The organism is Pauljensenia sp. UMB3104 (genome assembly GCF_030217285.1).
GTDB lineage: Bacteria > Actinomycetota > Actinomycetes > Actinomycetales > Actinomycetaceae > Pauljensenia.
The window spans coordinates 90,616-104,353 of the sequence record NZ_JASONN010000001.1 but is presented as its reverse complement, the minus strand read 5'-3'; the positions used below and the strand labels follow the sequence as shown (position 1 = coordinate 104,353).

Below are 13,738 nucleotides of genomic sequence, written 5' to 3'. Positions count from 1 at the left end.
CGCAGGTGGGAACCTTTAGTCCCACAGTGTGATTAGCTCGTCGGATCTGCGTCGATTGCGCCCTGAATGTCGTGGAAGATCAGATTAGAAATCTCCACCTGCACCTTCTCAACCTTCGGCACGTCACGCAGGAGCAGCGGGTCGTCTGCGGAGGTCTGGAGGGCAAGCGTGCCGCAGCCGAAGATGCGGTCGTCGAAGTCCTTTTCGATTTGGATGTCGGAAATGCGCGTGAGGGGCAGATCGTGGCCGGTGCGCTTGATGACGCCCGTGCGGGTGATGACTCGCTTCGTCGTCACCGTGTAGGTCGTCGTTATCCACTTGATCCAGGGAACAAGGATGAGTGGAATCGACAGGAGGAGCACAGCGATCCAGATGGTCGCGAGTGCCCAGTAGCGCGCGTTCTCGGGGACGTAGAAGGAGCCAACTGCGGCGGCGATCACGAGGATGGACTCGACGATGATCGCGGGCAGCAGCTTCTTGATGTGAGTATGCATGTGGCGGACGACGATCTCGTCCTGGCTGAGAAGCTTCTGTGACAGTGCCATGGGACCATCATGCCAGATAGAGCCAGCCAGTGAGTATGTGCGAGTGATAGGTGTGCCTGCCGTGTTTCGATGCTAGACCGGGCGCCGATGCGTTCCGACGATGTCCGTGTTGACGATGCCGATCGCGGCCATGAGCGCGAGCATCGTGGTCGGACCGACGAATCGAAATCCTCTGCCTTTCAAGTCGGCGGCCAGAGCCTGCGACTCCGGCAGCTGCGTGGGCACCTCCTCCTGCGAGCGGGGACGCGGATCCTGCACAGGACGGTAGGACCAGACGAGGTCACCGAGATGCGACGGACCGTTCGGATCGGCGTCGCCGCGCAGGGCGACTGTCGCACGGGCATTCGTTATCGCCGCCTCGATCTTCCGACGGTTGCGAATAATGCCCGGCTCGGTGAGGATGCGCTCGATGTCTGCGTTGTCGAACGCTGCGACACGATCGGGGATGAAACCTCGAAAAGCAGCGCGAAATGCGTTGCGTTTGGCCAGTACCGTGCGCCAGGAGAGCCCAGCCTGGAAGCCTTCCAAGACGAGGCACTCAAACACTCCGACCTCGTCGTGAACGGGGAGTCCCCATTCACGATCGTAATAGTCACGGATGAGTTCGTCGTGGGACGCCCACGTAGGACGTACGAGGCCATCGTTGCACCGTACGAGCCCATCGGGAAGGGGGAGGACAACAGGGCAGTGGTGTGAAGTAGTCATAACGCGATCCTGCTCCTCGGCGAGGGGTGCGTCAACGCGTCAGGGCAGACCTGTGGATACTCGCACGGATCAGTCATGGCCTGTGGATAACAGCGTAGACGGGCACAACTGGGCGCGACAGATAGCGGGGCGGGATACCACCGATGTGGTATCCCGCCCTTACTTGTGACCTGTCGTGAAGACTACTTGCGACGCCTCTCGCGCACGCGCACCGAGATCTGGATCGGTGTCCCGGCGAAGCCGAAGGTCTCACGCAGACGACGCTCGATGAAACGACGGTATCCGGGGTCGAGGAATCCGGTTGTGAAGAGGACGAAGCGCGGAGGTTTGCTCGACGCCTGTGTGCCAAAGAGGATACGAGGCTGCTTGCCGCCGCGAAGCGGGTGCGGATGAGCGGCGACGAGCTGACCGAGGAATGCATTGAGCTGCCCCGTGGGGATACGGGTCTCCCAGCCTTCGAGCGCAGTGTCCAGAGCACGCACGATGCGATTCGTGTGCCATCCCGTCTTAGCGGCGAGGTTGATGCGCGGCGCCCACTGGATCTGCACGAGCTCACGCTCAAGCTCGTTCTTAATCTCCTTTTGGCGCTCCTCATCGACGAGATCCCACTTATTCGTGACGACAACGAGAGCCCGTCCTGCATCGATCACCTGCTGAACGACGCGCACATCCTGCTCGGTGAGAGGGGCCGAGCCATCGATGAGGACCAGCGCGACCTCCGCCTTTTCGATAGCGGCCTGAGTGCGGATCGACGCATAGTAGTCGGCACCCGTCGTCCGGTGCATCTTTCGGCGGATGCCAGCGGTATCGACGAACCACCACGAGCGGCCATCCAGCTCGATGAGCTCGTCAACGGGGTCGCGAGTCGTACCTGCAAGCTCGTTGACGACGACGCGCTCGCCGCCGGCAAGGGCGTTAAGAAGAGACGACTTGCCGACGTTCGGCCGCCCCACTAGGGCAACGCGCCGCGGGCCGCCAGAGGGTAACGCCGTGGCGACGGCAGACTCGGTGGGCAAGACCTCCATGACGACATCGAGGAGGTCGCCGGTACCCCGTCCGTGCAAAGCAGAAATGGGGTAGGGTTCGCCCAATCCGAGGCTCCACAGGTACGCAGCGTCTGCTTCCTGCAGCGGCGAGTCGACCTTATTCGCGGCGAGGATAATCGGCTTCTTCTTCGACCGAAGCATCTCGACGATGCGTTCATCGGAGGCGGTCACGCCGACGGTCGCATCAAGGACGAGCACGACAGCGTCCGCTAGGTCGACCGCAATCTCTGCCTGCTCAGCAACGGAACGGTCCAGACCTTTGACGTCAATCTCCCAGCCGCCTGTGTCGACGAGCGTGAAGTCGCGACCCGCCCATTCGGCCGGGTAGGAGACGCGATCTCGAGTCACGCCGGGCGTATCTTGCACAACGGCCTCGCGCCGTCCAAGAATACGGTTCACGAGCGTGGATTTTCCAACGTTTGGGCGACCGACGACAGCGAGAATGGGAAGCCCTGCGGCCACATCGCCTGCTTCCGCGAGCGCGGCTTCACCGGCCAGAAGCGCCAGGTCCTCCTCATCGAGGTCGAACTGATCGAGGTTGGCGCGCATGACGCGAGCACGCGCCTGCGTCTCCTCGTCGCTCAGGTCGAGCGCGAGAGACGAGGCCACGGCCTCGTCAGCACTGTAGTTCTCGAGGCTGTCCGCCTCGAATGCGGCGGGCGCGTCGGGCTGATTGTCAAAGTCATTCACCCGCCCAGTCTACGGCGTGGCGCGCCGCAAAGGCCCGATGGGAGCCCCGGCGGCGCGCCAGTTCACAGATAACGGTGCGTTACTCGTGCGCGCGCACGTCGCCTTCGAGGACCTCGGCGGCGACGGGAACGTCGTTGTAGCGGTGGTGGATCCTTTGGATCTCTTGATACCACTCAGCGCCCTTGCCTGTGATGATGACGGTGTCACCGGGCTGGGCAGCGAGGATAGCGCGGCGCACGGCGTCGCGTCGGCAGGTCGTGACCTCGGTGACGTCGGCCATGTCTGGGCGCACGGAGGCGATGCCTCGGAGGAGATAGTCGCGAATCGACTGGGGATCCTCGGTGCGTGGATTCTCATCCGTCACCCACAGGACGTCTGCCTCGCGGGCAGCGATTGCAGCGAGCTCCTCACGTTTCGAGGCATCGCGGTCGCCATCTGTGCCGAAGACGATGACAACCTTGCCCTCCGTGAGCTCACGTGTCGAGCGCAGCGTCCACTCGAGCGCCTCCGGCGTGTGCGCGTAATCGACGATCACGAGCGGTTGTCCACCCGGCGTGGGGTTGACCTTTTCCATGCGGCCGGGGATCTGGGGAGCATCCTCGATGGCGGAGATGACATCGGCGAGTTCGATGCCCAGGCTGACGGCGCTGACGATCGCGACGGCGGTGTTTTGGATATTGACCTCGCCGAGGATAGGCATCGCGACGCGATGGCCGACGCCCGACGGGTCGACGAGGGTAAAGACGGTGCGACCGATCGCCTTATCGGGCGTCACATCGCGAACCTGCCAGTCGGCGTCGTTGTCTGTCAGTGCGGACACCGTCGTCACCGGGACGGTGGCCTGCTGGGCGAGACGACGGCCCCACTCATCGTCGACGCACACGACGCCACGGCGAGAGTGCTCAGGAGTAAACAGCAGAGCCTTCGCCTGGAAGTAGTTCTCCATGTCGCCGTAGTAGTCGAGGTGGTCGTGCTGCAGGTTTGTGAAAGCCGCAACGTCGAAGACGATTCCGTCGACGCGGTGCAGCGAGAGAGCGTGAGCGGACAGCTCAATGACACCGGCTCCGCAACCGTACTCCTCGGTGGCTGCCAGGAAACGGGCGATGACGGGGGCCTCGGCGGTCGTACGGACGGCCTCGAACGAAATTGGGCCGACGTGCGTTTCTACGGTGCCGCACAGTGAGGCGTTGGGGAAACGTGACGCGATGGCTGCGCGCATCAGATACGAGGTTGTGGTCTTGCCGTTCGTGCCCGTGACGGCCATCGTCGTCAGACGCGTCGCAGGGGATGCGTAAACGTTGGCACACAGCTGCGGAACGACTCCTCGCGGGTCGGCCACCTGCACGACGGGCACGCCCAGGCCTCGTTCACACGCCTGCGTGCGCCCATCCTCATCCGTGAGAATCACGCTTGCCCCGGCCTCGATCGCCGCGTGAGCGAAACGGATGCCGTGTTGCTTGAGGCCGGGAATCGCGACGAACAGCCAGTCCGGCTCGCAGTCGTCGGAGGACACGGTGATGCCGCGAAGGCGCAGCGCCGAGTCCGCAATCGACGCGGGGCTGCCATCAGGGGCGAAAAATCCGTGGATCTCCAGGCCCGACAGTGCGGTCGCTAGTGACACGGGGGCAACCGTGGGGCGAATATCAATCACTGAAGTCATGTCCCTACTGTAGTTCGTCGCTGCGGCGGCGCGCGCCACACGGAGCGGCCGTGACACAGTAGGATAGGTGTCATGCAGATTTTGACACGCAACGAAGCAACACATCGCGCTGCCCATCTACACGTCTCAGCCATCGACGTCGTGGTCGATATCCGAGCCGCCCAGGACACGACGATTCCCACCTATCCTGTGACGTCGACGCTGACGATGACGTCGGACGAGGAGCGCACCTTCATCGACATCGTGGGTGATGTCACCGAGGTGCTTCTCAATGGCCACCCTCACCCGTTCGAGGATGACGAAGACCGAGTCTGGGTCGCTGGACTTCCTGTAGGGGAGCCCATCACCCTGGAGGTGCGCGCCCTCGCGCGCTACTCGCGCAGTGGTGAAGGCCTGCACCGCTACACCGATCCCGAGGACGGCGAGGTTTACCTCTACACCCAATTTGAGCCCAACGATGCTCACCGCGCATGGCCGTGCGTTGACCAGCCGGATGTGAAGCCTGAATGGACATTCCACGTCATCGCACCGGCGGGCTGGGTTGTCTCCTCCAACGGGATTGAGACAGGCGTTGAGTCCGTGGATGAGACGGGCGCGCTCCGCCATGACTTCACGGCGACCCGCCCGCTCTCCAGCTACATCACGGCGATCGTTGCTGGCCCGTGGGCGGTCATCGAGGGAGGCACCTGGAGCGGAGGCGCGTCCGATGGCGGGCATGCTGAGCTGGCGCTGCGACTCCTGTGCCGTCGTACGCTTGCGCGTTACCTTGACTCCGATGATGTCTTCGAGGTGACCCGCGCCGGACTCGACTTCTACCACGCGCGCTACGGCGTCACGTTCCCGTGGGGTTCCTACGACCAGGTCTACGTGCCCGAATACAACCTCGGTGCGATGGAAAACCCGGGCTGCATCACCTTCAACGAGAACTACATTTCGCGTTCGGCGCCCACGTTCTCCGAGCGTCAGCGCCGCGCGAACACAACGCTCCACGAGATGTGCCACATGTGGTTCGGAGACCTCGCCACGCCCTCGTGGTGGGACGACCTGTGGCTGAAGGAATCGTTCGCGGAAAACCAGGGGGCCAGCGCTATCGCCACCGCCACGCGGTACGTGGGCGAATGGGCGAACTTCGCGATGAACCGTAAGATCTGGGCCTACACGCAGGACCAGATGCCGACCACGCACCCGATCGCCGCAGACATTCCGGACGTCGCAGCTGCAAAGACAAACTTCGACGGAATCACATACGCCAAGGGCGCGTCCGTTCTCAAGCAGCTGGTTGCCTGGGTCGGTGAGGACGCCTTCTACGAGGGAGCGCGCCGCTACTTCGCCGAGCACCAGTTCGGTGCGACCAACCTCCAGGACCTCCTTGTCGCGCTTGAAGGGGCCTCGCGCCAGGAACTGTCCTCCTGGAAGAACGCGTGGCTGGAGACCTCTGGTCCGTCGACGCTGTCCGCTTCGTGGACGACGGATGCAGTTGGTGCGATCACAGACTTCACACTGCATCAGAGTGGCGAGGCCTGTGGGGGAGTTCTGCGCCCCCACCGCGTCACGGTGTCCACGTGGCGCGTCGCTGCCAGTGCTCTTGAACGTACGCACAGCTTCGACGTGCGCATCGAGGGGGAACAGGCCCCGATCGATCCCGATGGAGTCCTTGCAGTTCCCGGTGGCGCCGCCTCCGCTGACCTTGTCGTCATCAACGATGACGACCTGACCTACGCGATCTCGCGCCTGGATGAGCGTTCGACAGACGTCGCGCTGACCTACGTGGCGTCGATCGATGTTGCGCTCACGCGTGCGGTCATCTGGGCGTCGTTGTGGAACGCGGTTCGCGACGGCTTGCTCGACCCGCGCCGCTTCATCGTCGCTGTCCTCACGGCCGTTCCCGCGGAGACTGAGCCAGCCATCCGCGACCGTCTGCTTCTCTTCGTCGCCGAAGCGATCTCGTCATTCCTGCCGGGTAGCCTGCGCACAGACGTGCACGATCAGGTCCTGGCGACCACGATCCGGCTGTCTCGTGAGACGCAAGATGCTGATGCCTGGCGCTCCTACACGCGTGCCTTTATCGCCGAGTTTGCGGCACGCGGTGGCGATGAGTACGAAGCGACGGTGCGCGGCTTTGCGGCCAGCGATAACCCCGACATTGCCTGGCGTGCGCGCCGAGCGTTGGCGGCACGAGGCCTCGTCGATGCTGGCGCGGTCGAGGCGTGGCGCAGCGCCGACGGCTCGGGCGAAGCAGCGCGTATGAGCGTCGAAGCGCTCGCCTCCCTGCCCATTGAAGAAGCTCGTTCCCACGCGTGGGACTCGGTCTACTCAGAGACCCTCTCAAACGATTTCCTAACGGCGACGCTCGCCGGTCTGCAGGCCTCGTCGTGGGATGGCGAGACAGGTATTGAGGCCGCCGTTGATCGTCTGCGTTCCTACTGGGAATCCCACACGATTGGAATGGCGCTGCGCTACGCCAATGGGGTGCTTGCGTACGGACTCGATATCGATCGAGACGGCAGCGTCGAGCGCTCGGTGGGTCTGCTGCGCTCGTGGCTCGACACGAATGGCGATGCGCCCGCGCAGCTGCGCCGCATTGTCATCGAGCATCTCGATGCTTTCGAGCGTGACGAGCGCGTGCAGCGCCGTTGGAAGCAGGACCAGTGACACGCGGGGGACATCGAGGCGACGCGGCGGGGGAGGCAACACGGGCCACCCAGGCCGTCCCTGTCGACCCTGCTGCCTCGATGTCCCTCCTGAACTCCCTGCTCGCCAATCCTCTCGATGCCGGCTACGAGCACTATCGCGCCGATCATGGTTCGAGGCCGACGAGCCTCGCCGGCAAGATCGGTGTGTTTGCGGTTGCCGTCGCACTCGGTTTCGGGTCGATCGTTGCGACCTCATCGCTGCGCGCGCCGGCAGGGGACGTGAAGTCCGATCTCAAGACTCAGGCATCCCAGCGTTCGGCGACCGTCGAAGCCTTGAATGACGACGTGCAGTCGCTGGGACGCGCCATCGATCAGTACTCCCAATCAGGCTCGGGCGCAGCCTCCGACCCAGCGCAGGACATGGTGACCGCAACGACCCCGGTACACGGCCCCGGTATCACCGTCACGCTCACGGATCGCAGCGGTCCCGGCAAGGGGAGTGGAACCGTGCGCGACCAGGATCTCGCGATGGTCGTTAACGCCCTGTGGGCTGCCGGCGCTGACGCTATCTCCATCAACGGCCAACGGATCGGCCCCGACACATTCGTACGCACAGCCGGTTCCGCCATCCTCGTCAACGTCACCCCCGTGTCCTCGCCCTATGAGGTCCGCGCGATTGGCGACTCGAACGCTCTGTCCGTCTCTCTCGTACGGGGTGCCACGGGTGACTACCTGTCGGCTGCGCAGTCGGTGACCGGTATGACCGTCTCTTCGAAAGTCTCCGACAACATCACAATGGAGGCGCTCACGCTCACGGACTCCCACTACGCAACACCGGTGGGGGCATCCAACGAAGGAGGTTCTTCATGATTGCCGTCATCGGCTTGATCATCGGCATTGTCCTCGGTGTGCTTCTCGATCCGACGGTGCCAGCGTGGCTTGCCCCGTTCCTGCCCGTGGCCGTTGTTGCGGGTCTCGACGCTCTTTTCGGCGCCGGGCGGGCATGGCTTGAGGGCCGCTTCGCCGACAGAGTATTCGTCACATCCTTTTTCTGGAATGTTGTCGTGGCCTGCCTCCTTGTGTTTCTGGGGACACAGCTCGGTGTTGGCTCGGCAATGACGACGGCAGTTGTTGTCGTTCTTGGCATTCGTATTTTCTCCAACACGGCATCGATTCGCCGCCTACTGCTGAAGGCTTGACATGAACGAGGAACCCACGACAGCTCCCTCAAACGACGAGATAGCTAAGGAACGCACTCGCGCGCATGGCGCCCATCGCGAAGAACGCGTCCACCCCCGTTTGTGGACGCGCGCTCGCCAAGCATTCTTCGCGCTTCCCCGCGGACTCCATGTCGTGATGCTCGTGATCTTCATGATTCTTGGATTTGCCCTGGCGACTCAGGTGCGCGCACAACGCTCGGATCCGCTTGAGGGCCTCTCGGAACAGGATCTCGTGACTGTTCTCGATGAGCTCAGTACGCAGGAGCAAAACCTGCGCAACCGACGAAGCGAGCTGAGCAGTGAACTTGACGACCTGCGCAGCGCGGCCAGCGATGCCGACGCTCGCGAGCAGGCGACACGTAAGGCGCAGACTCAGGCGCAAATTGCAGCAGGCACCGTCGCTGTGCACGGTCCCGGTGTGACGGTGGGCGTGACAGATCCCGGCGCGAACCTGACAGCTACGCAGTTCGTTCAGACTCTGGGGGAGCTGCGCAACGCCGGGGCCGAGGCCATCGAGCTTAACGGCGTGCGTCTGTCAACGCGTTCGGCCTTCACCGGCCAGGCTGGCGCGATCGTCGTTGACGGAACCCCGATCGCCTCACCATATACGTGGAAGGTGATCGGCGATGGTCAGACGATCGCGACGGCACTCGATATTCAAGCGGGCTCAGCGGCGCAAATGCGCGCCAAGGGGGCGACGGTGACGATCACGCCTGTTGATGATCTATCGATTTCGTCGACCGCCACTCCGAAGCCCCCGCAGTTTGCTACCTACGGATGAGGACGTTGGTTGTGGGCGTTTCACCCTGGCGTTCCCGCGCCTGATACAAGGCAAACGTTTACACTTATCAGAGTCCATCTTCTTACTTATTGGAGCGCACAATGTCTGACAACCAGCCGTTCGATCCGACTGCAACCTCAGTTTTCGGCTTGGCGCCTGTGGTTGATGAGGTCGAAGAGGCACCCGTTGCGCTGTCCGCTCGTGATCGCGAAGCAGTGGAGGCGCTGCCTGCAGGCTCGGCGCTGCTCATTGTTCAGCGCGGGCCGAACACGGGTGCGCGTTTCCTCCTTGATCCAGAAGTGACCAATGCCGGTCGCTCTCCCAAGGCTGACATCTTCCTTGATGATGTCACCGTGTCGCGTAAGCACTGCCAGTTCATCGCATCCGAGGGCGGGCACATCGTGCGCGATTCGGGTTCCCTCAACGGCACGTACGTCAACCGTGAGCGCGTCGATTCCATCGCGCTGCATGCCGGTGATGAAGTGCAGATCGGAAAGTACCGCTTGACCTATCAGCCGTCGACCAAGCAGGCCTGACGTGTCCGCAGCCGTTGCGCATGCGCGGGCGGTGCCCTCATCTCGTGAGGCACGCTCATGGCCGCACGACGTCGATCACAGCCCTGAGCTGTCGATCGGCCGCGTTGTCGACGCGCTGAAGGAGGAGTTTCCTGCGATCTCGCTGTCTAAGGTGCGCTACCTGGAGAGCGAGGGGCTAGTGACGCCCGCGCGTACGGGTTCGGGCTACCGCAAGTACTCGGCCGCTGATGTGGAGCGGTTGCGCTACGTGCTGACGGAGCAGCGTGACTCTTTCACTCCGCTCAGCGTGATCCGCACGCAGCTCGATGCTCTCGATGCTGGGCATACACCGGCCAAGCGCAGGGTGGCCCAGGTCGTCTCGTCTGAGGGACAGACCGTGTCGCTGGGCGGACGTCGGGCTATCCCTGCTGCCGACTTGGCTGACTTGACGGGCGTCGATATGGAGACGCTCGAACGCTACACGCGCCTGGGGCTGATTACGCCGGATCTGGCTGGATACTTTCCTGCGCGCTGCGTTCAGACAGTGTCTGCAATTGCGCGGCTGGAGTGCGCTGGTGTCGACGTGCGCGTGCTGCGTGCGGTTCGTCAGGGTGCCGAGCGTAGCGCTGACATTATCGATCAGACCGTTTCCTCGCAGCGGGGACGAGGCCGTGGCGCGGACCGCGAACGGGCGCGTGCTCGGGCGGTTGAGCTGGGAGAGCTGTTCGCCGAGCTGCATCGTGAAATGTTGACGGTTGCTGTGTCAGCACTCGCGGACGATGGTGACTAAGTCTCATGTTGAACATGAAGGTTAGACTCGCCGCTTCGGTCATTGACCACCGTTCATCGGTGCTCTACCGTAGTCCTGTTCTCATCAAGTACCACCTGCAAGGAGCCCGACAGTGAGCGCAGAAGCGAACGCCGTTAGCCGGCAAGGCATGCTTTTCGGCGACCCGCTCGAAGGCCTTGATACCGACGAGATGGGCTACCGTGGCCCGGTTGCATGTAGCGCCGCTGGTATCACCTATCGTCAGCTCGACTACTGGGCTCGCACCGGCCTTCTCCAGCCGTCTATCCGCGCTGCACGCGGTTCTGGCTCCCAGCGCCTCTATTCCTTCCGTGACATCCTCGTTCTGAAGGTCGTGAAGAAGCTTCTCGACGCGGGCGTGTCGCTGCAGCAGGTGCGCGTCGCCGTGTCGTCGCTGCAGAACAGGGGAGTCGACGATCTCGCATCGATCACCCTGATGAGCGATGGGGCCTCTGTGTACGAATGCACGTCGACGGACGAGGTGATTGACCTCCTTCAGGGCGGCCAGGGCGTTTTCGGCATTGCCGTCGGTCGTGTCTGGCGCGAGGTTGAGGGGTCTCTTGCCGAGCTGCCGCTTGAGCGTTCGGAACCGGCTTTCGTCGACGAACTGGCGGAGCGACGTCGCTCCAAGCTTTCTGCATCCTGACGAGACCGAGACGACGAGAAGGTGTGGGGGCCAGGCTGAGCCTGGCCCCCACACCTTTGTCTTGCGTCGGTGAGGATTAGCGGCGCCCGAGCGGGCGGCTCACCGTGTACGACGACTCGACGTCGGTAATCTCAACGGTGACCAGACCGTTCTCGTCGACGATGTAGGACTCTTCGATGAGGGGCCCATCATCGGTGCGTACGACGGGGATCGTGGTGAGGTCGATATCGTCGCGACGCAGCGCGCGATCGAAGGGAACGATGACCTCGCCGTAGGGCTGTAGGTCGCCGCGCGGCACCCCGGCCTCGTCGAACGACGAGTATTCGACGAAACGGAAATAGCCGATGTTGTGTGCCGCCCGGTAGCGGCGCTTGATGGTCAGCGTTTCTCCCGGGGCTAGCTCTGTGTTGGGCTCCAGGAGGGTATCGAAGGAGATGAAGCTTCCTGCCTCGCGCTCACGGAACACGCCAACGCCGCGCGAGAGTTGTTCGCGCACGGTGTAAGCGGCCTCGGGATCAGCACCGATGGCAAGTCCAATTGCTGTTGACGCTGCGGTGTGTGGCGACCGGTGGACACGGCGCCCAAAACGCGACCGCAGGACGCGCGCCACGAGCGGAAGCTGCGAGCCACCGCCCACAACGTAGAGACCGGCGATATCTCCGCCCAGCTGACCGACGCCTGAAGCGTCAGGGACCAGGAGGGGTTCCATGGCGGCGACGGTTGAGTCGACCAGGGGAGTGGCAGCCTCGTAGAAGTCAGCGACGGGGATAGTGACGGGTTCGCCGTCGACGGAGACGGTAATGAACTTCGTCGAGGGGGAGAGGGTCTCCTTCGCATCGCGCGCGTCCTCGACGAGGCGTTCCCACGCCTCGTCGCCGAGCTTGCCGGAATCAGTGCCAGCTGCGGCAGCGAGCCGGTTAGCGAGCACGACATCGAAATCGTCCCCGCCGACCATATTGAGTCCACGCGATCCCATGACCTCGTGCAGGGTTCCTGTGGCCGATACGATCGACGCGTCGAATGTGCCGCCGCCCAGGTCGTAAACGAGGATCGCGGTGCGCTTCGAGTTGAGCGTTCCCGCGTGACGGTGGGTGTACTCAAAGCCTGCGGCGGAGGGCTCGTTCACCATTGCGAGGACGTCCCAGCCAGCGCGTCGGAAGGCCTCGAGGGTCAGGAAGCGTTGCGCAGACCATGCGTGTGCGGGGACGCCGACTAGAGCCTCAAGTGGCTCGGACGCAGGCAGGGAAGCAACGGAAGAGTTGGTGCGCAGCTGACGTGCGACGTAACTGAGGAAACCGGTGAGCGCGTCGAGGATCGAGATGCTGTGGTTGCCCAGGCGCAGAGTGGATGTGTCAGTCACCGACGGGTCGGAGAGCAGGCGCTTGAAAGAACGCAGGTGAGGAGCGCCCTCGCGGGCTGCATCTTCTGCGTCGAAGCCGTAAACCAGGTGGTCGCCGTCAAGCGCGATAATTGACGGAACAAAATCGACCGTATCGTCGTTGTTGTTGACAAAAGAGACGATGGGATAGTTTCCCCGGTCAACGATAGCGATCGCGGTGGTTGTGGTGCCAAAATCAACTCCGAGTCTCATGACATCCACCCTAGCGTTTATTGAGGGGCGCTCCTAGGACGTCTCGCCGGTCGTTCGCACATTCCTGGGTAACGCCCTGTTCGTAATGGTGACAAAGAGCCAGGCAAGCAGGAAGTACATGCAGCCGGCAATGGCGTCAACCACATAATGATTGCCAGTTGCGACGATTGTCACGATCGTGATCGCTGGATGAAAAGCGAGAAGGAGTCGCGCCCACCACGAGCGCCACACGTATGTTCCGAGCATGACGGCAACCCACACGGACCAGCCGGTATGCATCGATGGCATCGCACCGTAGGGATTGGCGAGCGTACCGAACAAATGCGAATAGGCTGATGTATGGGCGGCGACGGCGTCGACGAAGCCGAGATCGGGGACGAGGCGTGGGGGAGCCAAGGGGTAGGTCCAGTATGTGATGAGCGCACCGATCGTCATGATGACGAGCGTCCAACGAGCCCGGCGGTAAGAGGCTGGGGCCTTACGCCAGAGGACGACCAGGGCGAAGCCGGTCATAGCAAGGAACGAAACCGCGTACTGTGCAGATGCGAGCGAGGCGAGCAGCGGGTGGGCGGTCAGCCATGCGTTGGCCGAACTTTCGATAAAAAGGCCGATGCGCGACTCGAATGCGGCGACGTCATGCGCGTGGGTCATTGCGACAGACTCGGGAGCCTTAGCCAAGAATGAAAGGACGGAGTAGGCAAGGCACGCCAGTGAGAGAGCGATGACCTCGCGAAGAGCGGGTGGGTGCTGGGAGCGTGCTTGTCGGTCCGTCGTCATGACAGCAACTGTACCGCGTGCTCGGAGAGGGGTCGATAAAGAAAAACGGACATAATGTACATTATCGGATCGTGGGGATGGGGCGGCGACGAGGCCGTGAGCGCATTCCGCTTGACGTGTC

13 protein-coding genes are annotated in these 13,738 nt (G+C 62.9%); 7 read left to right on the top strand and 6 right to left on the bottom strand.

The window, feature by feature from the left end; genetic code table 11:
* Positions 1-32: 32 nt before the first annotated feature.
* From QP415_RS00490 to QP415_RS00475, 4 genes are all read right to left on the bottom strand, one after another.
* Positions 33-545, bottom strand: a complete 513-nt coding sequence (locus tag QP415_RS00490; RefSeq protein WP_016461682.1) for a PH domain-containing protein — start codon at positions 543-545, stop codon at positions 33-35.
* 72 nt (positions 546-617) lie between these two features.
* The gene (locus QP415_RS00485) at positions 618-1,250 is read right to left on the bottom strand and encodes a DNA-3-methyladenine glycosylase I (RefSeq protein ID WP_285097850.1); all 633 of its coding nucleotides are present in this window, start codon (positions 1,248-1,250) and stop codon (positions 618-620) included.
* Positions 1,251-1,432: 182 nt separating this feature from the next.
* Positions 1,433-2,986 carry a ribosome biogenesis GTPase Der gene (der, locus tag QP415_RS00480; protein ID WP_285097848.1) on the bottom strand — a complete coding sequence of 518 codons (1,554 nt, stop codon included), beginning with the start codon at positions 2,984-2,986 and terminating at the stop codon, positions 1,433-1,435.
* A gap of 79 nt (positions 2,987-3,065) precedes the next feature.
* The gene (locus tag QP415_RS00475; RefSeq protein ID WP_285097846.1) at positions 3,066-4,646 is read right to left on the bottom strand and encodes a UDP-N-acetylmuramoyl-L-alanyl-D-glutamate--2,6-diaminopimelate ligase; all 1,581 of its coding nucleotides are present in this window, start codon (positions 4,644-4,646) and stop codon (positions 3,066-3,068) included.
* A 72-nt stretch (positions 4,647-4,718) separates the two neighbouring features.
* Here QP415_RS00475 and pepN point away from each other — a divergent pair, with 72 nt between their 5' ends.
* From pepN to QP415_RS00440, 7 genes are all read left to right on the top strand, one after another.
* Positions 4,719-7,298, top strand: a complete 2,580-nt coding sequence (gene pepN / locus QP415_RS00470; RefSeq protein ID WP_285097844.1) for an aminopeptidase N — start codon at positions 4,719-4,721, stop codon at positions 7,296-7,298.
* A complete protein-coding gene (locus tag QP415_RS00465; protein ID WP_336619996.1) occupies positions 7,295-8,149 on the top strand; it encodes a DUF881 domain-containing protein in 855 nt (284 codons plus the stop codon). Before pepN ends, QP415_RS00465 begins: the two co-directional genes overlap by 4 nt.
* Positions 8,146-8,478 carry a small basic family protein gene (locus tag QP415_RS00460; RefSeq protein WP_003796681.1) on the top strand — a complete coding sequence of 111 codons (333 nt, stop codon included), beginning with the start codon at positions 8,146-8,148 and terminating at the stop codon, positions 8,476-8,478. Before QP415_RS00465 ends, QP415_RS00460 begins: the two co-directional genes overlap by 4 nt.
* Before the next feature lies 1 nt (position 8,479).
* Positions 8,480-9,280 (top strand): DUF881 domain-containing protein, encoded by an 801-nt coding sequence (locus QP415_RS00455; protein ID WP_016461676.1) that lies wholly within the window; start codon positions 8,480-8,482, stop codon positions 9,278-9,280.
* A 101-nt stretch (positions 9,281-9,381) separates the two neighbouring features.
* The gene (locus QP415_RS00450) at positions 9,382-9,816 is read left to right on the top strand and encodes an FHA domain-containing protein (RefSeq protein WP_016461675.1); all 435 of its coding nucleotides are present in this window, start codon (positions 9,382-9,384) and stop codon (positions 9,814-9,816) included.
* Position 9,817: 1 nt separating this feature from the next.
* A complete protein-coding gene (ftsR, locus tag QP415_RS00445; protein ID WP_016461674.1) occupies positions 9,818-10,585 on the top strand; it encodes a transcriptional regulator FtsR in 768 nt (255 codons plus the stop codon).
* Positions 10,586-10,697: 112 nt separating this feature from the next.
* A complete protein-coding gene (locus QP415_RS00440) occupies positions 10,698-11,249 on the top strand; it encodes a MerR family transcriptional regulator (RefSeq protein WP_016461673.1) in 552 nt (183 codons plus the stop codon).
* Between the two features lie 76 nt (positions 11,250-11,325).
* Here the strand turns inward: QP415_RS00440 and QP415_RS00435 are convergent, their stop codons facing one another.
* Together QP415_RS00435 and QP415_RS00430 are read right to left on the bottom strand one after the other, a co-directional pair.
* Positions 11,326-12,840, bottom strand: a complete 1,515-nt coding sequence (locus QP415_RS00435) for an Hsp70 family protein (RefSeq protein WP_285097836.1) — start codon at positions 12,838-12,840, stop codon at positions 11,326-11,328.
* A gap of 33 nt (positions 12,841-12,873) precedes the next feature.
* Positions 12,874-13,617: a phosphatase PAP2 family protein gene (locus QP415_RS00430; RefSeq protein ID WP_285097834.1), complete on the bottom strand. Its 744-nt coding sequence runs from the start codon at positions 13,615-13,617 to the stop codon at positions 12,874-12,876.
* Positions 13,618-13,738: the final 121 nt, after the last annotated feature.

Excerpts from the sequence above, each read along its gene's own strand:
- QP415_RS00490 (WP_016461682.1), bottom strand. The coding sequence starts at position 545 with ATGGCACTGTCACAGAAGCTTCTCAGCCAGGACGAGATCGTCGTCCGC.
- QP415_RS00485 (WP_285097850.1), bottom strand. The coding sequence starts at position 1,250 with ATGACTACTTCACACCACTGCCCTGTTGTCCTCCCCCTTCCCGATGGG.
- QP415_RS00475 (WP_285097846.1), bottom strand. The coding sequence starts at position 4,646 with ATGACTTCAGTGATTGATATTCGCCCCACGGTTGCCCCCGTGTCACTA.
- pepN (WP_285097844.1), top strand. The coding sequence starts at position 4,719 with ATGCAGATTTTGACACGCAACGAAGCAACACATCGCGCTGCCCATCTA.
- QP415_RS00460 (WP_003796681.1), top strand. The coding sequence starts at position 8,146 with ATGATTGCCGTCATCGGCTTGATCATCGGCATTGTCCTCGGTGTGCTT.
- QP415_RS00455 (WP_016461676.1), top strand. The coding sequence starts at position 8,480 with ATGAACGAGGAACCCACGACAGCTCCCTCAAACGACGAGATAGCTAAG.
- QP415_RS00450 (WP_016461675.1), top strand. The coding sequence starts at position 9,382 with ATGTCTGACAACCAGCCGTTCGATCCGACTGCAACCTCAGTTTTCGGC.
- QP415_RS00435 (WP_285097836.1), bottom strand. The coding sequence starts at position 12,840 with ATGAGACTCGGAGTTGATTTTGGCACCACAACCACCGCGATCGCTATC.
- QP415_RS00430 (WP_285097834.1), bottom strand. The coding sequence starts at position 13,617 with ATGACGACGGACCGACAAGCACGCTCCCAGCACCCACCCGCTCTTCGC.